Here is an 18,419-nt window from a genome sequence, read left to right on the forward strand (position 1 = left end):
ATGACTTTTCTGGATATTCGCTTAATTGATCTGGTCGATATTGTTCTTGTGGCCTACCTAATGTTTAGAGTTTATAAGCTCATAAAAGGGACGGTTGCCTTGAATATTTTGATTGGAATATTCGCTTTTGTTCTGTTTTGGTTATTGATAAAGGCATTTAATATGCAATTGTCATCAAGCATCATGGATAATTTTGTGAATGTTGGTGTAATAGCATTTATAGTTGTTTTTCAGCAGGAAATCAGGCGATTTTTGCTGCTGTTAGGATCGAAATATAATCTTACTACTCGATTTTCGTTGGATAAGGTTTTTATGAGTGAGTCCAAAGGGATGATGGATATTTATAATAAGCCGGTTGTGAGGGCGTGTTCTGCTTTAACAAAAACGAAAACAGGAGCGTTAATTGTTATCTCAAAAGATTCTGAATTAATCGATTATGTGCAAACGGGTGAGTTGATTAATGGGGTAATATCAACTCAATTATTGGAGAATATTTTTTTTAAGAACAGTCCATTGCATGATGGCGCTGTCATAATTACACGAAATAAGATAAAGGCTGCAGGTTGCATCTTGCCTGTTTCGCAAAATAGAGATTTACCAAAGAAAGTTGGATTACGACATCGTGCGGCCATGGGGATTACCGAAACAACTAATGCAGTTGCTATTGTTGTATCAGAGGAAACAGGCCGTATATCCTTTTTTAGTAAGGGGCAGATGGAGATGGGGGTAAGTCCGGAAGAGCTGCAGGAGTTGTTGGATAAAGTATAGACACGCAAGACTTGATAATTAGCGGAAAAGTAATGAAATTATATAATGCTTAACAGTAAGAATTCAAATAAAATTGCCATTAGCGGTGTGACGGGTTTTATTGGCCGTAAGCTGAAATCGTTTTTACAGCACAACGGGTTCGAAGTGGTTTCTCTGACGCGAAGAGTTTTGGGATATTCACCTGATAAGTTGGCCAATGAATTGGAGGGGTGCGAAAGCATAATAAATTTGGCAGGTGCATCTATTGGCAAAAGATGGACCGACAATTATAAGAAAGAAATACTTGACAGTCGGATAGAGCTTACTCAAAAAATTGTAGCAGCTATGCGTTTAATGGAATGTAAACCTGGTCTTTTTATTTCAGCATCGGCTGTGGGGATTTATGATTCATTTGAGGTACATGATGAGTTTTCAACAAATTACTCCAATGATTTTTTAAGTAAGGTTTGCCAAAAGTGGGAGAGGGAAGCTTATAGTGCACAATCCATTGAGGGAGTGCGTTTATGTATTGTTCGCTTAGGAGTTGTGCTTGGTTCAGAAGGTGGTGCTTTTACCGAGTTAGTAAAGCCTTTTAAGCTTGGCTTAGGAGCTGTACTAGGAGATGGGCATCAGGTTTTCCCATTTATACATATCAAAGATGTTTTAAGTGGTATGTGGTACTTACTAAAGCGTGAGGCTTCGGGTGGTATTTATAATTTTGTTGCGCCACAAATGATTTCCAACAAAGAGTTATGCGATGCTATAGCTATTAAAACGAAAAAGTCTGTTAAGCTGAAGGTTTCGGAATGGCTGCTTAAAAAACTTGTGGGCGAAGGTGCAGTGATGCTGCTTTCAGGTCAGAAAGTTATACCTGATCGTATGTTAAAAGATGATTTCCATTTCGCCTATCCAAACATCGAATCGGTATTGGATGATTTATTAAAATAGAGCACTGTTTTAGCACTCTATTTTATTAAATCAGGTTTGCGTTTTTTTTTGATTTATAATTGAGGTCCTGCCTTTACTAAAGCTTTTCCTTCTTCATTATCAGTGTATTTGTCGAAATTTTGGATAAACTTATTGGCAAGATTTTCAGAACGTTTATACCATTCACTTCTATTGTCATAGGTACTACGAGGGTCAAGAATATTCGTATCTACATCGTGTAAGGCTGTTGGTACTTCCAGGTTGAAAATTGGAATCGTTTTAGTTTCGGCCTTTTCAATTGATCCATCAAGTATGGCATCAATTATTGCTCTGGTATCTTTTATTGAGATGCGGTTACCTGTTCCATTCCATCCGGTATTTACCAAATAGGCTGTTGCATTATGAGCTTTCATTTTTCTTACTAATTCTTTTCCATATTTTGTTGGATGAAGCGAAAGAAAGGCTTCTCCAAAACAAGCTGAAAAGGTTGGCTTAGGTTCTGTTATGCCTCTTTCTGTACCCGCGAGTTTGGCAGTAAATCCTGAAAGAAAATGATATTTGGTTTGTTCAGGTGTAAGTTTTGATACCGGTGGCATCACACCAAAGGCATCAGCTGTAAGAAAAATAACTTTATTAGCGTGACCAGCTTTTGAAACAGGCCTAACTATGTTTTCGATGTGATGAATAGGATAGGAAACACGTGTATTCTCAGTAATTGAATTATCACTAAAATCTATTTTTCCATTGCTGTCGAGTGTAACATTTTCCAATAGTGCATCTCTTCTGATAGCTTGGTATATGTCGGGCTCATTTTCTGCACTAAGATTGATGGTTTTTGCATAACATCCACCTTCGAAGTTGAATACGCCATCATCATCCCATCCGTGTTCATCATCACCTATCAGCTCTCTTTTAGGATCAGTAGAAAGGGTTGTTTTTCCGGTTCCGGATAAGCCAAAGAAAATGGCCACATCGCCATTTTTTCCTTTGTTTGCTGAGCAATGCATAGATGATATGCCATTTAAGGGCAAATAGTAATTCATCATGGCAAACAAACCCTTTTTCATCTCGCCACCATACCAGGTGCCACCGATGATCTGCATTTTTTCACTTAGATTAAATACGGTGAAAACTTCAGAATTCATTCCATGTTCTTTCCATTTTTCATTGCTTGCCTTTGAGGCGTTAAGTACAACAAAATCTGGTTCGCCATATCTTTCTAGTTCTTCTTCATTGGGTCTGATAAACATGTTTTTAACAAAGTGGGCTTGCCATGCAACTTCAGTAATAAATCGGACTTTAAGGCGCGTATTTTCATTCGCACCGCAAAATGTGTCAACCACAAAAAGTGATTTCCCACTAAGTGATTTTGTTACAGTAGTTTTAAGATCATTCCAAGTTTCTTGCGACAAAGGCTTATTGTCGTTCTTTGCTTTTTCAGAAGTCCACCAAATTGTAGATTTTGTAATGTTGTCTTCTACAATGTATTTGTCCTTTGGTGAACGACCAGTGAATTCTCCAGTCATTACATTGATTGCACCAAGTTCTGAGATTTGACCTTTCTCATAACCTTGAAGATTTGGGTTTATCTCTTCGTTGTACAAAAAGTCGTACGTAGGGTTGTAAATAGTATCTGCGACATCAGTGATACCATACTTTTCTAGGTTGACCATAGATTTAATTGCTTCCATTCTTGAGAGTTTGTAAGAGGTTTACTTATGAATTGAAAGTTAATATTGATGTTTGTTGTGTTTATTTTATCAATTACTAATATTTTATTAACAATTTTAAACTTTAATTAAAAAAAAGAAACAACTAGTATTGAGGAAAAAGTTCTTTAATACAGTTGTTTATCGTTTTTACGTTGACTAATATAACCGCTAATATTTGTTAATAGTTTAGCGAAAAACAACTCTTTTTCGAACTTTCTTATTTTTATCCTTGTATTGTCCTGATTATTAGAGTGATAAAAAATCAATTGTGACAAAAATCATAAAACCACTTACGGATTGATAGATAGAAATGCTGTTAACAATATGATTTAGAGCGGTTTGCGATTTGTGATATATAAAAATAATAGGGTATTATTGGGTTTTTGTCATGTTGTAGTTGGTGGTGATTGATAACATGTAGTTAAGGTATAAAAAAAAACGCACCGTTTTCACGATGCGTTTTCTTTTGCTTGTAATTTATTGATTTACGACCTTGGATGGAACTGTATTAAAGTGTTTTTTAAATACTCCTTATCCAAATGAGTGTAAATTTCAGTCGTAATAATTGATTCGTGACCTAACATTTCTTGAACAGCTCTTAAGTTAGCTCCACCATCAATTAAATGTGTAGCGAATGAATGACGGAAGGTATGCGGGCTTATGTTTTTAGTAAAGCCTAAACGTTTCGTCAAGTTCTTAATAATAGTGAATATCATTACGCGAGAAAGTTTTTTTCCTCTACGATTCAAAAACAATACATCTTCATCATCTTTAAAGATGTTCAAGTTTCGGCGATATTCGCTTAAATATAAGTTTATTTCCTTAATGGCCTTTGTGCTGATTGGAACTAGGCGTTCTTTGTTGCCTTTGCCCTCAATTTTAATAAAGCCTGATTCGAAGAAAAGGTTGGAGATCTTTAACTCGATCAACTCTGAGACACGAAGTCCACAGCTGTATAGTGTTTCCAAAATGGCCTTGTTTCTTTGACCTTCTGGTTTTTTAATGTCTACAGCATTGATGATTGTGTCAATTTCTTCAACCGTTAAAATATCCGGTAGCTTGCGGCCAATTTTTGGCGATTCAAGAAGAGCTGTTGGATCTCTGTCTACTTTTTCTTCAATTAATAAGAATTTGTAGAACGATTTAATCCCACTTATAACTCTGGCTTGAGTGCGTGGACTTATCCCCCTATGTCCAATCCACTCCATCATTTCCTTAAGGTCAGCAAGAATAACATCTTCTGGTCCCTTTTTCTTACCTTTGTCTTCTAGAAAGGTAACTAGTTTTGTAAGGTCCGTTACGTAAGCATGAATAGAGTTTTCTGATAAACCCTTTTCAATTTTTAGGTAATTTCGGAACTCGCTAATTTCTGATTCCCAATTCATAATTTTTGCGTTTAACTATATTTCCCGATAATTATAGTATCAGTAAAAATAAATATTACATTCATAACGATCAAGGATTTTACTAAAAATTATTACTATAAAGGTGATTTCTGTCACATTTGTGTCTGCGTTTTGTTTTTTATTCGATAAAACAATCGTAATTTTGCAGCAGGATTTATTCTAAACGACTGTATGAATATCTTAATAATTAATGGTCCTAATCTGAATTTGTTGGGCAAGCGAGAGCCTTCTATTTATGGAAGCCAAACATTTGAAGATTATTTCGAAGAGTTAAGCCAGAATTACAAAAGCCTTAATTTGTCATATTATCAATCTAATCATGAGGGAGATATTTTAGACAAAATACACTCAGTGGGTTTTGATATTGATGGTATTGTACTTAATGCTGGTGCCTTCACTCATACGTCATTGGCTATTGCAGATGCTATATCGGCGGTTCAAACTCATGTAGTAGAAGTGCATATAAGTAATGTTTTTAAACGAGAGGCCGTAAGACATCATTCTTTTATTAGTCCGGTTTGCCTGGGTAGTATTTCCGGATTTGGCTTAGACTCTTATCGTTTAGCAATTGAAGCTATAATAAAATCAAATAAATAATAATTAAATAAACGTGTTCACTCATTTGGATTAAGCTGGGGAAGGGCTGTTTCAAATGATGGTATATTGTTGCATACCACCAAGAAAAATTAAGTTATGAAGAAGTTTACGAAAATTGTTGCTACAATTTCAGATCGACATTGTGAAGTTGATTTTTTAAAAAAGTTGTATAAGTCGGGAATGAATGTTGTTCGCTTAAATACTGCGCATCAAGATTTTGAAGGAGTAAAGAAGGTGATTGATAATGTGCGTGCCGTCTCTGATAAAATTGCAGTATTGATTGATACCAAGGGGCCTGAGATTCGTACAACAAAGTGTGAGGATGATATCGAATTAAAAACTGGCGATGTTGTTAGGGTTAAGGGTGATATTGAAGGCATATCGACCAAGGATTGTATCTGTGTGAGTTACGAGCATTTTGTTAGAGATATGCCAGTGGGTGGTCATATGTTGATTGATGATGGTGAGATTGATATGGTAGTTGATTCCAAAGAGGATGATGCATTGGTGTGCACAGTATTAAATGATGGAGCGCTTGGAAGTAGAAAAAGTGTAAATGTTCCTGGTGTTCGAATTAGTTTGCCATCGGTTACCGATAAGGATAAAAATTTCATTCGATTTGCAGCGGAGAATAATATTGACTTTGTTGCTCATTCCTTTGTTCGTAATAAGGAAGACGTAATTGAGGTTCAACAAATCTTAAATGAGATGGAGAGCCCAATGAAAATTATTGCTAAGATTGAAAACGAGGAAGGTGTTGAGAATTTGGATGAAATACTTGAGCATGTACACGGTGTAATGGTAGCTCGTGGTGATTTAGGTATTGAAATCGCTCAGGAAAAAATTCCAGGTTTACAGCGTCAAATGATTCGTAGATGTGTTGAAGCTAAAAAGCCGGTTATTGTTGCTACTCAGATGTTGCATTCGATGATTAAAAACCCGCGTCCGACACGTGCAGAAGTTACAGATGTGGCAAATGCTATTTATTATCGTACTGATGCTATCATGTTAAGTGGAGAAACAGCTTATGGTAGCTATCCGGTTGAGGCTGTGCAGACGATGGCTAAAATAGCAAAAGAGGTAGAGGCATCGAAAGATTCGCGAAATGATATTCCTGTGCCAAAGGGCGAAAAAGATGTAACTGCATATTTGGCTGATACAGCTGTAAAAGCAAGTCGCTTGTTGGATGTGAAAGCTGTATTAACTGATAGCTTAACTGGTAAAACAGCACGTTACTTAGCTGCCTTTAGGGGTGGATGTCCGGTTTATGCTTTGTCTTACAATCAAAACGTTGGGCGCCAATTAGCTCTTTCATATGGTGTTTTTCCTCGTTTAATGGAAGAAGGATCTAACAAGAAAGAAATCCTTAAGAAGACATTAAAAAAGCTTAAAAAGAAGGATATACTAGGTGAAGATGATTTAGTGGCCTATTTAGGTGGTAGTTTTGGAATAGGTGGAGGTACTACTTATTTGGAAATTATTACTGTAAAAGATTTACTTAAGAAGGTCGAGAATGAGTAGATTTGATAAGTAAACATGATAATGTCAAAGAGCCGGTTGTTAAGCCGGCTTTTTTGTATCCTTTTTTGTGGTGGGGTATCCAACTTGTTTAAGTTAGGAAATGTGTAAAAACAAAAAAGGGAGCTATTGCTCCCTTAATGCGGTCTGGACGGGACTCGAACCCGCGACCTCCGGCGTGACAGGCCGGCATTCTAACCAACTGAACTACCAGACCCGGTAGTGATTCAAAAAAAAGCGGTCTGGACGGGACTCGAACCCGCGACCTCCGGCGTGACAGGCCGGCATTCTAACCAACTGAACTACCAGACCAGTTTTTGAATCTATATAATGAAACTAAACAATGCGGTCTGGACGGGACTCGAACCCGCGACCTCCGGCGTGACAGGCCGGCATTCTAACCAACTGAACTACCAGACCAGTTTAGATTTCATATCAGTAAAAATTGCTTTGTAAATTCGACGTTTAAATTTACATTTTTGCTCTCTACAACTCAATGCTGGCAAGCTTTTGAATTAAATCAAGTCCTTGCTCTTTCTGAAAGCGATGCAAAGATAGTGCTTCTTTTTTATTATGCAATACCAATTTTAATTTGAGTATCGTATTTTTAAGCTTGTTTCAGGTAGGAGGTTTGAATTCAATATTTTAAAGCCATAAAAAATATTCATATTCTTTAATAAGCTATTTTTCTTTGCTGAAAAAGCTAAAATGCACTTTGCCATATTTCTTTACTTCCATAAAATTCAGGTGGTTCTCAAAGCTCATTTTATCAGAATGTTCGAGAATGAAAATTGCATCAGACTTAAGTAGATCATATTTAAAAAAGATATCAGGAATCGCTTCGAAATTATGCATATCGAATGGCGGATCGGCAAAAACCAGGTCGAACTGCTCTGTGCATTTTGAAATAAACTTAAATACGTCCGCTTTAAACACCTTAATTTGTTTATCGAGCTCAAACTCATTGCAGGTAGATTTAATAAAGCTATAATGCTTGTAGTTCATTTCAACCGTAGTGATGTTCTCACAGCCTCGAGACGCAAATTCATAGGATATGCTTCCGGTTCCACCAAATAGGTCAAGCACCTTTAATTCATCAAAGCTAATACGATTATTAAGGATATTAAAAAGGCTTTCGCGTGCAATGTCAGTTGTTGGTCTTGCCTTAAAGCTTTTTGGTGGTGAAAATCGTCTTCCTTTGAGTTTTCCGCTTATTACACGCATATGGCTAGATTAAATAGGTTGTGTTCAATCTGTTTATCACTTTCTGAAATTTTTAAACCAGAACTGTAATTGAAATGGTAGGAAAGGGGAGCTATTTGTGTTTGGCGTAAATATTTTTTCAAATTTTGATATAAGGTATTTTGTCGGTCGTTTATACCATGCATTAGAACAGTAGTACTGTTTGATGCTAGTTCGAGTTGCTCAAAGGTATAGAGAACAAAATAGATAAAGTCGTTGACATTGTTGTATTTAAATGAATTGCACAGTTTGAGTTTGCGAGATTCTAATACTACAATATCAAAGAAGTCAGCATGTATTCCTATGTGAATGATGCTTTTCTGTTTATTGTTTAAACTCGATAGCAAACAGGTTTCAACGAACGGGGAATAGTGCTGGTAAAACGAAATAGATTCGAATTGTGTTTTGGCTAAATGGTATAGGAATTTTGGAACGCTAAAAATATTCCAGGCATCAGCCATTTTTATTTTTTGAACTTGCAATTCAACATCTTCCAGTTCAATATTATGATTCAATTTAAATAGATCACCTTTTTTCGCAGGATCGTATAAAGCCGTAGGAACAAGTGTAGCTTTATTACTATCCAGCATAAATAGCACTTTTTTGTATGAGAATTGTAGTAGCTTTTCGGTTAACAAGGCCTCTTGTGTTTTTATTCCCTCTTTACTCTGATCGTTAAATGGAAGGTGAACAAAAGCGATGTAATTATTTACTACAGGATCCAGTACAGAAAAAGAAAGTCCATCCGAACTGCTTCGGATGGACAAAAAATAAGATGTTGTTATACTTTCGTCAAACGACTGGTCAACAACGTATGTATTTGACATGGTCTTACTCCCAGTTACCAGCGTTATTGTTTGCTGCTTCTAAAGAACCAACTTTAAGTCCTGGATATCTTTCTAATTTTTGTGTCTTGTCATTAAGGTTAATTACTTCTTGTGCTTCAAGTCCTTTTAAGTATACATTGTTGTGAACTTTAGCTTCGAAAACCTGAACTTTAACACCAGAACCGGTAACAACAACACCTGATCCCATTACAAATTTCTCGTCACCATCAACAAATGGAATGAAAGCTAAAGAATCTACAGCATAATTTGCCGGGAAAAGAGAATCTTTCACACTTACTCTAATTGTATCCCTTTTGATGATACCAAGTGCCAAGGCTTTAATCTCTGTAATACCTGCTTCTAACATACTGTCAGTAAGACTTCCTTCTTTCTTAACCAATGGTAAAGAATCGCTTAAAATAAAGTTGATTAAGGTGTCAAAGCTACCTGTGTATTTGTTGTGTACCGATTTGTACGCTACCTGAGCGTCACGGGTATACATCAATTTTTCCACATTAGCTTCTTTTCTAAGAGCGTGCTGCTCCTGAAAACGAATTGGTTTGTTAATACTTTCAACGCACAAATAGCCTAAGGCAATTATAGCAACAACAAGGACAATCTGAATAACTGTTTTCATTATCTTTGGAATTTTGTTTTAGTTTGAATGCACAAATTTAAAAAAAAAATCAAATTATGATTTTCTAAAATGCTTTATCTACATTAAAAATGCTAAATAATCATATATCAAGCTTAATTAGGGACAAATTTAGTTTCGAACCAACATTTTCTCAAGCAAATTTAATTGATGGCTTAGGAAATTTTGTGATGAGTGAAGAATCAGATTCTGTTTGTTTGATTAAAGGATATGCTGGTACAGGTAAAACATCCTTAATGAAAGCTTTTACGGATGTGTTGGATGATATGGATATTCCATTTCAGATGATGGCACCTACAGGTAGGGCAGCTAAAGTTTTAAGTGCTTATACTCAAAAATCAGCTTTTACCATCCATAAACAGATTTATCGACGAGAAGCATCAAATAATGATTTTTCAAATTTTCATTTAAATTACAATAAATCAAAAGATGCCATTTTTATTGTGGATGAAGCGTCGATGATTTCGAATAGTAGCTTGGATTATACTATGTTTGGTTCGGGCCGCCTACTTGAGGATTTATTAAATTTTGTTTTCGGCAAAGGCAAATGCAAGCTTGTTATTATAGGAGATGTGGCTCAGTTGCCACCAGTTGGTTTCGATGATAGTCCTGCTCTGGATAAGGATAATTTGAGAAGTTTGGGGCTTAATGTGATTGACTATTTTTTAAGTGAGGTTGTAAGACAAGAAGAAGATAGTGGAATACTTTATAATGCGACTAAACTAAGGTTCTTACTTGATGAGCAGTTAAGTGAACCTGTTTTTCCTGATCTAGAAGCCGAAGGATATCCTGATTTTCGACGCATTACAGGTGAGGAGTTAATTGATGAGTTAACCTGGTGTCAGGATAATTATGGTTTAGATGAAACATTGGTCGTTTGTCGGTCGAATAAAAGAGCTAATTTATTTAATCAGGGTATTCGAAACAGTGTTCTTTTTCGAGAGGAGGAATTAACCTCGACGGATCATTTGTTGATAATGAAGAATAATTACCATTGGCTAAAGGATAGTAAAGAAGCCGATTTTATTGCTAATGGTGATATTGCTGAAGTTGTTAGAATTAATGGTTATGAGGAATTGTATGATCGTCGTTTTGCTAATGTTACTTTACGTTTGTCTGACTATAAATTGCTAGAGATAGATACTAAAATTGTATTGGATGCACTTCATACAGATACCGCAGGTTTTTCAAAAGAAGAACAGGAAACGTTTTTTAATAAGGTAATGGAGGATTATCAAGATGAAAAATCGCGGAGAAAACAATATGAAAAAGTAAAAGAGAATCCGTATTACAATGCTCTGCAGGTTAAATATGCTTACGCAATGACATGCCATAAGTCGCAAGGTGGTCAATGGAAGGCTGTTTTTATCGATCAGGGTTATGTGCCCGAAGACCAAATGGGAAGAAGTTATTTAAGGTGGTTGTACACCGCAATTACTCGTGCCACAGAGCGTGTTTATTTAGTGAACTTTAAAGATGAGTTTTTTCAGGATTAAAAAATCATGAAAGAATTGACAAAAATAAAAAAGGTACACTCATTATGTCGAGTGTACCTTTATATTTTAATGAAAAATCGAATTAAATTCCTAAATCCTTAACAATGCTATCAATAATTTTATCAGCCTCGTCATTGGCAGGATAATATTCTTCTTTACTATTCATTGGTACCTGAACTTCAAAATAGAATTTAATTTTAGGCTCTGTACCAGATGGTCGAACCGAAACTTTATATCCTTTTTCGGTGAAGAATTGAAGAACATTTGATTCTTCTGGTAAATCAATTGCTTCTTCCGTTTTGTTGAGTACATCCTTAGCCTTAAGCACTGAATAATCTTTAATGACTTTTATTTTGTCTCCAGCTAAAGTAACAGGCGGTGTACTTCTGAAATTTTGCATCAATTGCTTAATTTCATCTGCACCAGTTTTTCCTTCGCGAACAATATAGATCATTTTCTCTTTTGAGAAACCATACTCCATATAGATGTCTTGAAGAACATCGAATAACGTTTTACCTTGATCTTTGGCCCACGCTGCTATTTCTGCAGTGATAGTTATAGCAGCCACTGCATCCTTGTCGCGTACGTAATCGCCAGGAAGGAATCCGTATGATTCTTCGCCACCACAAATGTATTTCTTCTTTCCTTCTAACTCACGAATAACTTTAGCAATCCATTTAAAACCGGTGTAAACATCAAAATATTCAACATCGTTTTTAACGGCTATTTCTTTAATTAATTCGGTAGTTACAATGGTTTTAACAATGTATTCCTTCCCGGTTAATTTTCCAGTTTCTTTCCATTTCTTTATAATGTACCAAGTTAATAGTGTTGCCGTTTGATTACCATTAACAAGGATAAATTCACCTTTTTCATTTTTAACAGCAATACCTAAGCGATCAGAATCTGGATCAGATGCCATTACAATATCAGCATCTGTTTCGCGTGCTTTATTTAGCGCCATCTCAAGTGCTGCTGGCTCTTCCGGATTTGGAGAAACAACAGTTGGAAATTCGCCACTAACTACGTCTTGTTCTGGTACGTTTATTACGTTCTCAAATCCGCATTGACGAAGAGCAGCAGGAATCATCTTTACACCAGTACCATGTATTGGTGAATAAACTATTTTAAGATCTTTGTTGCGTTTAATGAGATTAGCATCTAAAACCAACGATTCTACTTGGTCAAGGAATTGCTTGTCCATATCCTCACCCAATTCTTCAATTAGGCTTTTGTTTCCGTCGAATTTAATATCCTGAACCGAAGTGATGTTGTTTACTTCGTCAATTACATTAGTGTCATGTGGTGCAGTTAATTGAGCCCCATCATTCCAATAAGCTTTGTAACCATTGTAGGCTTTGGGGTTATGTGAAGCTGTGATGATTACACCTGTTTGACAACCCAATTGTCGGATAGCATAAGATATTTCAGGAGTTGGGCGTAAATCCTCAAATAAGTAGGCTTTAATCCCATTTGCGCTGAAGATATCAGCCACCACTTCGGCAAATAAGCGGCTATTGTTTCTACAGTCGTAACCTATCACTGCACCTTTTTCTGAAACGTTAGCAAATTCTTTATTAATGTAATTTGCCAGCCCTTGTGTAGCTGCTCCTACCGTATAGCGGTTCATGCGGTTTGAACCTGGCCCCATGATTCCTCTTAAACCACCGGTTCCAAATTCCAGGTCTTTATAAAATGAATCAATAAGTGCTGTTTTGTCATCGTTGTTCATTAAATCACGGATGGCATCTTTCGTTGCCTCGTCGTATGCGCCATCGAGCCACGATTGTGCCTTTTCGATAACCTCTGTTAATACGTCTTGATTTTGCATTTTAGAATACTTGTTGGTGTGTTGATATTAGCTATTTAATTCTTTGATACATTTCTTTAAACTGTCTTTCCAGTATGGTATCTGTATCTTATATATGTCTTTAATCTTTCCTTTGTTTAAAACGCTATAATGCGGGCGAGGGGCAGCTGTTGGGTAATCTTTCGTTTCGATTGGAAGAACTTTACAGCTGATATTATTTAATTGGTGGATCGCCAATGTGAAATCGTACCACGAGCAAACGCCTTCGTTACTGTAATGATATATACCACTTGAAAAAGGTATGCTTTGATCAATGTCGCAATTGATAATATGTAGTATCACATTGGCAAGATCGTTTGAAAAAGTTGGGGTTCCAACTTGATCAAAAATTACACCCAATTGTTCACGCTCTGTCCCTAAACGTATCATTGTTTTTACGAAGTTATTACCATAAATTGAATATAGCCATGACGTACGGACAATAATTGAATTAGAATTACTGTTTAATAATTCTTGTTCCCCTTGTAGTTTAGTTTTGCCATATACTGAATTTGGGCAAGTGTCATCTGATTCAATATAAGGACGATGTTGTTTTCCATCAAATACATAATCCGTAGAGACATGAATTACTTTTGAGTTAGTGCTTGCACTAACTTCCCCAATTATTTTAAGAGCTATATGATTAATTTCATTGGCGAGTATAGTTTCTTCTTCTGCCTTATCCACTGCTGTATAAGCTGTGCAATTGATGATGTAATCATAATTATCAGCCTCAATGGTGTTTTTTATTGCTTGTTGGTCAGTTACATTGAGGGATTCAATGCTAGTAAAGTGAAAATTGCAGTTGTTTATAACTGTGTGAGAAGATTTAATATCCTGCCCCAACTGACCTTCTGAGCCTATAACTAATACCTTTGTCATTTATTAAAGGAAATTATATTCAGCCTCTTTGAACGAAGGAAGAGCACTGTCTTTGTGAGAAATGATTATTTTTTCATTTGGAATTTGCCAATCAATTGCAAGTTCAGCATCATTGAAGGCAATTCCTCTTTCCGACTCTCGATTGTAATAATTGTTACATTTATACATGAAGGTTGCTGTTTCAGTTAATACTGAAAAACCATGAGCAAAACCTTCAGGAATATAGAACTGCTTTTTATTTTCTGCAGACAGTTCGATTGATACATGTTGACCAAAAGTTGGTGATTTTTTACGCAAATCAACCGCTACGTCTAAAACTGTTCCTTCAAGTACTTGAACTAATTTTGATTGAGAATAAGGGGCAAGCTGGTAGTGCAGACCTCTCACCGTTCCATAGCATGATTTTGAAATATTATCTTGAACGAAAGAATCTTTGATCTTATGCTCATTGAATCGACTGTGGTTGTAACTTTCATAGAAGTAACCTCTGTCATCCTTAAAAAGTTGCGGTTCAATGATTAGCAAATCTTGTATTTTGGTCTCAATTACTTTCATGTATATTGGTTGATGTTATTATTGGGTAAAGTCAACTATAGTTGTGATTTATAGTATTTCAAAAATCAGGTTTATTAATCTAGCGCAAATATAAGTATTACGCTTGAATATTATAAGAAACAAAAGCTTATTCCAATTACATGAAACGACCCATGAGAAAAAGTTCTCATACACGAGGATGGTTATCTTTTGGGAGTTCCATCTGACCTTAAAAAACAAAAATATAAACAGATGAAATAAGCTTTTTTTTCTTTTAGCTTATTGATGGTCAGCTATCTTTACTAAATACTGACCATATTCATTTTTGCTTAAAGGTTCGGCTAATTTAAGTAGTTGCTCTCTGGATATGTATCCTTTGTTGTAAGCAATTTCTTCGAGACAAGCTACTTTTAAACCTTGTCTATTTTCAATGGTTGAGATAAAATTGCTGGCTTGAAGTAAACTGTCATGGGTTCCTGTGTCAAGCCAGGCAGTGCCACGACCTAGTCTGGTTAATGTTAATTTATCTTCCTCCAGGTACAAACGATTTAGATCTGTTATTTCCAGCTCACCACGTTTAGATGGTTTTAACGATTTAGCCTTGCTAATCACATCGTTTGGGTAGAAATACAATCCGGTAACTGCATAGTTTGATTTAGGTTCAGTTGGTTTTTCTTCCAATGAAATAACGTGTCCATTTTTATCAAATTCAGCTACCCCATATCGTTCCGGGTCATTTACGTAATATCCGAATACAACAGCGTTATCCTCTATTTTAGTTGCGGTTTCAAGTGTTTTACTAAATTCAAAACCATAATAAATATTGTCACCTAGTACTAGAGCTACATTGTCATCACCTATAAACTCTTCTCCAATAATGAAGGCTTGTGCCAATCCATCAGGTGATGGTTGTTCAGCATAGGTAATTTGTAAACCTAAATCACTTCCGTCTCCAAATAAATGTTTATAGAGGGGTAAATCATGTGGTGTGCTTATTATTAATATATCTCTGATACCAGCTAACATTAATACTGATAGAGGATAATATATCATTGGCTTGTCATAAACAGGAATGATCTGTTTCGAAATACTTTTAGTAACTGGGTATAAACGGGTGCCTGAGCCTCCTGCTAATATAATGCCTTTTCTTTTTGTCATGATTTGTTTTTTTTAGGTATTTAGTTTTGGTATTATTTTCTTGTCCAACCTTGTTTTAGCAAATTGTCGAAATAGTTGATTGTATTTTGTAGACCTTGTTCTAACTGAATTTTAGGCTCCCAGTTGTTGAGTTCTTTTTTCGCTAAAGAAATATCAGGTTGCCTCTGTGTTGGGTCATCTGCTGGAAGAGGCATGTATGTGATTTTTGATTTAGAATTAGTTAGTCGGATTACGGCTTCGGCTAATTCAAGCATCGAAAATTCATTTGGGTTGCCGATATTAACAGGACCATAAAAATCGTCTCTTGAACCCATCATACGTATCATTCCTTCTACCAGATCATCTACATACTGAAAAGACCTAGTTTGTTTACCATCTCCAAAAATGGTTATGTCTTCGTTTAATAATGCCTGCATTATAAAATTTGATACTACTCTACCATCTTCCGGGTTCATCCTTGGTCCATACGTATTGAAGATGCGAATGATTTTAATGGCAACATCATTTTGTTCGTGATAGTTAATGAATAAACTCTCAGCACAACGTTTTCCTTCATCATAACATGAGCGAATACCAATTGGGTTTACATTTCCCCAGTATGATTCTGGTTGGGGGTGAATTAGGGGATCGCCATACACCTCACTTGTTGAGGCTTGCAGGATTTTCGCTTTAGTACGCTTTGCAAGACCAAGCATGTTAATGGCTCCCATTACCGATGTTTTTATCGTTTTAATGGAGTTGTATTGGTAATGAACGGGTGAAGCCGGACAAGCCAGATTGTATATTTCATCAACCTCAATAAAATATGGGTGTGTTACATCGTGACGAATTAATTCGAAGTATGGATTATCCAGAAGGTGTACAATGTTGCTTTTGGAACCGGTGAAATAATTATCTAAGCAAATAACCTCGTTACCTTCCTTAATTAAACGTTCACATAAGTGTGAACCAATAAAGCCGGCACCTCCAGTAATCAATATTCTTTTATTCATTTTTTTTCTTTTAATAAGCTACGATAAAGCTTTATTGCGAATTTGTGTCGACCACAAAATGGCAATATACATTATTTTTAAATCCCAAAAATACAAAACTAATCTACTTCACTTAGTCTTTTTGATAAACTACTTCCATATAATGATGAAAACGGTGAAGTACTTTTAAATAAGAAAGCCTGAATGCTATAAGTATTCAGGCTTTCTTATTTGTAATTGTAGCTTATAATAATTCTGTTTGACGACCAATACTATAATACGTAAAGTCGTTTTCCTTCATTTCGTTAGCATCATAAATGTTACGCCCATCAAAAATGACATTATTATTCATTAATTTTTTCATCACCTTAAAGTTTGGTAGGCGGAATTCCGGCCACTCCGTAATCAGGATTAAGGCATCGGCATCAATTAATGCGTCGTATTGATCTTTTCCATACTCGATTCTGTCGCCAAGTGATTTCTTTGCTTCCTCAGTAGCAACAGGATCATAGGCCTTTACCTTAGCACCAGCTTCCAACAAGGCTTCAATTATTACCAGAGATGGCGCTTCGCGCATGTCATCAGTTTGTGGCTTAAAAGACAAACCCCAAACACCAAAGGTTAATCCTTTTATGTCAGGGAAATGTTTTTTCACCTTCTTTACCAACACTTTTTTCTGATCCTCATTTACCTCTTCTACCGATTCAAGTATACGTAGATTATAATTATTCTGCTGAGCTGTTTTGATTATAGCTTTTACATCTTTCGGAAAACATGAACCACCATAACCAGCACCAGGGTATATGAACTTATTTCCAATACGCGAGTCTGATCCTATGCCTCGTCTTACGTTAGCTGCATCAGCTCCAACAATTTCGCATAAGTTTGCGATATCATTCATGAAACTAATTTTGGTTGCTAACATGGCGTTGGCCGCGTATTTTGTCATTTCAGCCGATGGTACGTCCATAAATAAAATTGGATGCCCGTTTAATACAAATGGCTTATATAGACGACGCATAATCTTTTCTGCTTTTTCAGACTCCACGCCAACCACTATTCTGTCCGGCTTTAAGAAATCTTCAATGGCATTTCCTTCCTTTAGAAATTCAGGATTTGATGCCACATCAAAATCGATGCTAGCACCTCTTTTTTCAATTTCGTCTTGTACGGCAGCTTTTACTTTTTGAGCTGTTCCAATAGGTACGGTGCTCTTAGTTATAATCACCATGTGGTGGTTCATGTGTCGACCAATTTGACGCGCAACTTCAAGGACGTGACTCAGATCAGCACTGCCATCTTCTCCAGGAGGTGTGCCCACAGCGATGAAAATTGCTTCGGTTTGATCAAGGCTATCTTTTAGGTCAGTTGTAAAGTGTAATCGTTCTTTTTCAACGTTTGAAACAACCATTCGGTCTAAGCCAGGCTCATAAATAGGTATAATACCTTGTTTTAGTTTAGCTATTTTATCTTCATCAATATCAACACAAGTGACATTGACGCCAGTGTCTGCAAAACATGTACCTGTTACCAATCCAACATAACCTGTTCCGACAATAGAAATCTTCATATAATATATATTAGCTGTTCGTTTTAGTTCATTAATCAAGTTACTTAATCTTAATCATTCAAAAGTAAAAATTAATCGCAAATTTTAAATTATTAATTAGATCTAATTATTCCTGATTAAGATCAATTAATAATTGTTTTAAATATAATAGGTCTGGATTGAGATTTTTGATAGTTAAATAAAGTTAAAAGAGGCAAAGGGTGCCGAATTGTGGGTTTCCTGTGTTGATTAATTACTAAGATAGTTTTTTAAGATGGTAAAAAATGTCTACTTTTGCAGCGATTTTTTACATATATAATGTCTAACTACTAGTTAAGTAACAATTTAT

The 18,419-nt window shown here is 35.9% G+C and carries 16 protein-coding genes and 3 tRNA genes; 5 read left to right on the forward strand and 14 right to left on the reverse strand.

Annotation, left to right across the window (positions count from 1 at the left end; all coding sequences use genetic code 11):
* A complete protein-coding gene (gene cdaA / locus ACRD7B_RS09355) occupies positions 1-768 on the forward strand; it encodes a diadenylate cyclase CdaA (protein WP_430824268.1) in 768 nt (255 codons plus the stop codon).
* Positions 769-813: 45 nt separating this feature from the next.
* On the forward strand, positions 814-1,695 hold the full coding sequence (locus tag ACRD7B_RS09360) for a TIGR01777 family oxidoreductase (protein ID WP_430824270.1): 882 nt from the start codon (positions 814-816) through the stop codon (positions 1,693-1,695).
* Between the two features lie 53 nt (positions 1,696-1,748).
* On the opposite strand, the gene pckA is transcribed toward ACRD7B_RS09360, so the two are convergent.
* Together pckA and xerD are read right to left on the reverse strand one after the other, a co-directional pair.
* On the reverse strand, positions 1,749-3,365 hold the full coding sequence (gene pckA / locus ACRD7B_RS09365; RefSeq protein WP_430824271.1) for a phosphoenolpyruvate carboxykinase (ATP): 1,617 nt from the start codon (positions 3,363-3,365) through the stop codon (positions 1,749-1,751).
* Positions 3,366-3,871: 506 nt separating this feature from the next.
* Positions 3,872-4,771 carry a site-specific tyrosine recombinase XerD gene (gene xerD / locus ACRD7B_RS09370; protein ID WP_430824272.1) on the reverse strand — a complete coding sequence of 300 codons (900 nt, stop codon included), beginning with the start codon at positions 4,769-4,771 and terminating at the stop codon, positions 3,872-3,874.
* 192 nt (positions 4,772-4,963) lie between these two features.
* On the opposite strand from xerD, the gene aroQ reads away from it, so the two are divergent.
* Both aroQ and pyk read left to right on the forward strand, forming a co-directional pair.
* The gene (aroQ, locus tag ACRD7B_RS09375) at positions 4,964-5,389 is read left to right on the forward strand and encodes a type II 3-dehydroquinate dehydratase (protein ID WP_430824273.1); all 426 of its coding nucleotides are present in this window, start codon (positions 4,964-4,966) and stop codon (positions 5,387-5,389) included.
* A gap of 96 nt (positions 5,390-5,485) precedes the next feature.
* Positions 5,486-6,910 carry a pyruvate kinase gene (gene pyk, locus ACRD7B_RS09380; RefSeq protein WP_430824274.1) on the forward strand — a complete coding sequence of 475 codons (1,425 nt, stop codon included), beginning with the start codon at positions 5,486-5,488 and terminating at the stop codon, positions 6,908-6,910.
* Positions 6,911-7,050: 140 nt separating this feature from the next.
* Here pyk and ACRD7B_RS09385 read toward each other — a convergent pair.
* The 6 genes from ACRD7B_RS09385 to ACRD7B_RS09410 all read right to left on the reverse strand — a co-directional run bounded on the left by ACRD7B_RS09385 (position 7,051) and on the right by ACRD7B_RS09410 (position 9,613).
* Positions 7,051-7,124 (reverse strand) — tRNA-Asp (locus ACRD7B_RS09385).
* A gap of 21 nt (positions 7,125-7,145) precedes the next feature.
* Positions 7,146-7,219 (reverse strand) — tRNA-Asp (locus ACRD7B_RS09390).
* 34 nt (positions 7,220-7,253) lie between these two features.
* A tRNA-Asp gene (locus ACRD7B_RS09395) sits at positions 7,254-7,327 on the reverse strand.
* A 261-nt stretch (positions 7,328-7,588) separates the two neighbouring features.
* On the reverse strand, positions 7,589-8,131 hold the full coding sequence (gene rsmD / locus ACRD7B_RS09400) for a 16S rRNA (guanine(966)-N(2))-methyltransferase RsmD (protein WP_430824275.1): 543 nt from the start codon (positions 8,129-8,131) through the stop codon (positions 7,589-7,591).
* The gene (locus tag ACRD7B_RS09405; RefSeq protein ID WP_430824277.1) at positions 8,122-8,976 is read right to left on the reverse strand and encodes a DUF3822 family protein; all 855 of its coding nucleotides are present in this window, start codon (positions 8,974-8,976) and stop codon (positions 8,122-8,124) included. Before ACRD7B_RS09405 ends, rsmD begins: the two co-directional genes overlap by 10 nt.
* A gap of 4 nt (positions 8,977-8,980) precedes the next feature.
* On the reverse strand, positions 8,981-9,613 hold the full coding sequence (locus ACRD7B_RS09410) for a hypothetical protein (protein ID WP_430824278.1): 633 nt from the start codon (positions 9,611-9,613) through the stop codon (positions 8,981-8,983).
* Positions 9,614-9,702: 89 nt separating this feature from the next.
* Here ACRD7B_RS09410 and ACRD7B_RS09415 point away from each other — a divergent pair, with 89 nt between their 5' ends.
* The gene (locus tag ACRD7B_RS09415; RefSeq protein WP_430824279.1) at positions 9,703-11,127 is read left to right on the forward strand and encodes an ATP-dependent DNA helicase; all 1,425 of its coding nucleotides are present in this window, start codon (positions 9,703-9,705) and stop codon (positions 11,125-11,127) included.
* Between the two features lie 82 nt (positions 11,128-11,209).
* Here ACRD7B_RS09415 and ACRD7B_RS09420 read toward each other — a convergent pair whose 3' ends face one another.
* From ACRD7B_RS09420 to ACRD7B_RS09445, 6 genes are all read right to left on the reverse strand, one after another.
* Positions 11,210-12,958 (reverse strand): phospho-sugar mutase, encoded by a 1,749-nt coding sequence (locus ACRD7B_RS09420; RefSeq protein ID WP_430824281.1) that lies wholly within the window; start codon positions 12,956-12,958, stop codon positions 11,210-11,212.
* A gap of 27 nt (positions 12,959-12,985) precedes the next feature.
* Positions 12,986-13,858: a dTDP-4-dehydrorhamnose reductase gene (gene rfbD, locus ACRD7B_RS09425; protein ID WP_430824282.1), complete on the reverse strand. Its 873-nt coding sequence runs from the start codon at positions 13,856-13,858 to the stop codon at positions 12,986-12,988.
* Between the two features lie 3 nt (positions 13,859-13,861).
* Positions 13,862-14,413 carry a dTDP-4-dehydrorhamnose 3,5-epimerase gene (gene rfbC / locus ACRD7B_RS09430; RefSeq protein WP_430824283.1) on the reverse strand — a complete coding sequence of 184 codons (552 nt, stop codon included), beginning with the start codon at positions 14,411-14,413 and terminating at the stop codon, positions 13,862-13,864.
* 258 nt (positions 14,414-14,671) lie between these two features.
* Positions 14,672-15,550 carry a glucose-1-phosphate thymidylyltransferase RfbA gene (gene rfbA, locus ACRD7B_RS09435; RefSeq protein WP_430824284.1) on the reverse strand — a complete coding sequence of 293 codons (879 nt, stop codon included), beginning with the start codon at positions 15,548-15,550 and terminating at the stop codon, positions 14,672-14,674.
* Between the two features lie 32 nt (positions 15,551-15,582).
* Positions 15,583-16,542, reverse strand: a complete 960-nt coding sequence (locus ACRD7B_RS09440) for a UDP-glucuronic acid decarboxylase family protein (protein WP_430824285.1) — start codon at positions 16,540-16,542, stop codon at positions 15,583-15,585.
* A gap of 223 nt (positions 16,543-16,765) precedes the next feature.
* Positions 16,766-18,091, reverse strand: a complete 1,326-nt coding sequence (locus ACRD7B_RS09445) for a UDP-glucose dehydrogenase family protein (protein ID WP_430824286.1) — start codon at positions 18,089-18,091, stop codon at positions 16,766-16,768.
* Positions 18,092-18,419: the final 328 nt, after the last annotated feature.

It is taken from the genome of Carboxylicivirga fragile (assembly GCF_050589805.1).
Taxonomy (GTDB): Bacteria; Bacteroidota; Bacteroidia; order Bacteroidales; family Marinilabiliaceae; genus Carboxylicivirga; species Carboxylicivirga fragile.

What these genes read in the sequence shown, in the direction of transcription:
- ACRD7B_RS09410 (WP_430824278.1), bottom strand. Translation starts at nt 9,613, where the DNA reads ATGAAAACAGTTATTCAGATTGTCCTTGTTGTTGCTATAATTGCCTTA.
- rfbC (WP_430824283.1), bottom strand. Translation starts at nt 14,413, where the DNA reads ATGAAAGTAATTGAGACCAAAATACAAGATTTGCTAATCATTGAACCG.
- ACRD7B_RS09405 (WP_430824277.1), bottom strand. Translation starts at nt 8,976, where the DNA reads ATGTCAAATACATACGTTGTTGACCAGTCGTTTGACGAAAGTATAACA.
- rsmD (WP_430824275.1), bottom strand. Translation starts at nt 8,131, where the DNA reads ATGCGTGTAATAAGCGGAAAACTCAAAGGAAGACGATTTTCACCACCA.
- cdaA (WP_430824268.1), top strand. Translation starts at nt 1, where the DNA reads ATGACTTTTCTGGATATTCGCTTAATTGATCTGGTCGATATTGTTCTT.
- ACRD7B_RS09360 (WP_430824270.1), top strand. Translation starts at nt 814, where the DNA reads ATGCTTAACAGTAAGAATTCAAATAAAATTGCCATTAGCGGTGTGACG.
- rfbA (WP_430824284.1), bottom strand. Translation starts at nt 15,550, where the DNA reads ATGACAAAAAGAAAAGGCATTATATTAGCAGGAGGCTCAGGCACCCGT.
- rfbD (WP_430824282.1), bottom strand. Translation starts at nt 13,858, where the DNA reads ATGACAAAGGTATTAGTTATAGGCTCAGAAGGTCAGTTGGGGCAGGAT.
- ACRD7B_RS09415 (WP_430824279.1), top strand. Translation starts at nt 9,703, where the DNA reads ATGCTAAATAATCATATATCAAGCTTAATTAGGGACAAATTTAGTTTC.
- xerD (WP_430824272.1), bottom strand. Translation starts at nt 4,771, where the DNA reads ATGAATTGGGAATCAGAAATTAGCGAGTTCCGAAATTACCTAAAAATT.
- aroQ (WP_430824273.1), top strand. Translation starts at nt 4,964, where the DNA reads ATGAATATCTTAATAATTAATGGTCCTAATCTGAATTTGTTGGGCAAG.
- pyk (WP_430824274.1), top strand. Translation starts at nt 5,486, where the DNA reads ATGAAGAAGTTTACGAAAATTGTTGCTACAATTTCAGATCGACATTGT.
- ACRD7B_RS09440 (WP_430824285.1), bottom strand. Translation starts at nt 16,542, where the DNA reads ATGAATAAAAGAATATTGATTACTGGAGGTGCCGGCTTTATTGGTTCA.
- pckA (WP_430824271.1), bottom strand. Translation starts at nt 3,365, where the DNA reads ATGGAAGCAATTAAATCTATGGTCAACCTAGAAAAGTATGGTATCACT.
- ACRD7B_RS09445 (WP_430824286.1), bottom strand. Translation starts at nt 18,091, where the DNA reads ATGAAGATTTCTATTGTCGGAACAGGTTATGTTGGATTGGTAACAGGT.
- ACRD7B_RS09420 (WP_430824281.1), bottom strand. Translation starts at nt 12,958, where the DNA reads ATGCAAAATCAAGACGTATTAACAGAGGTTATCGAAAAGGCACAATCG.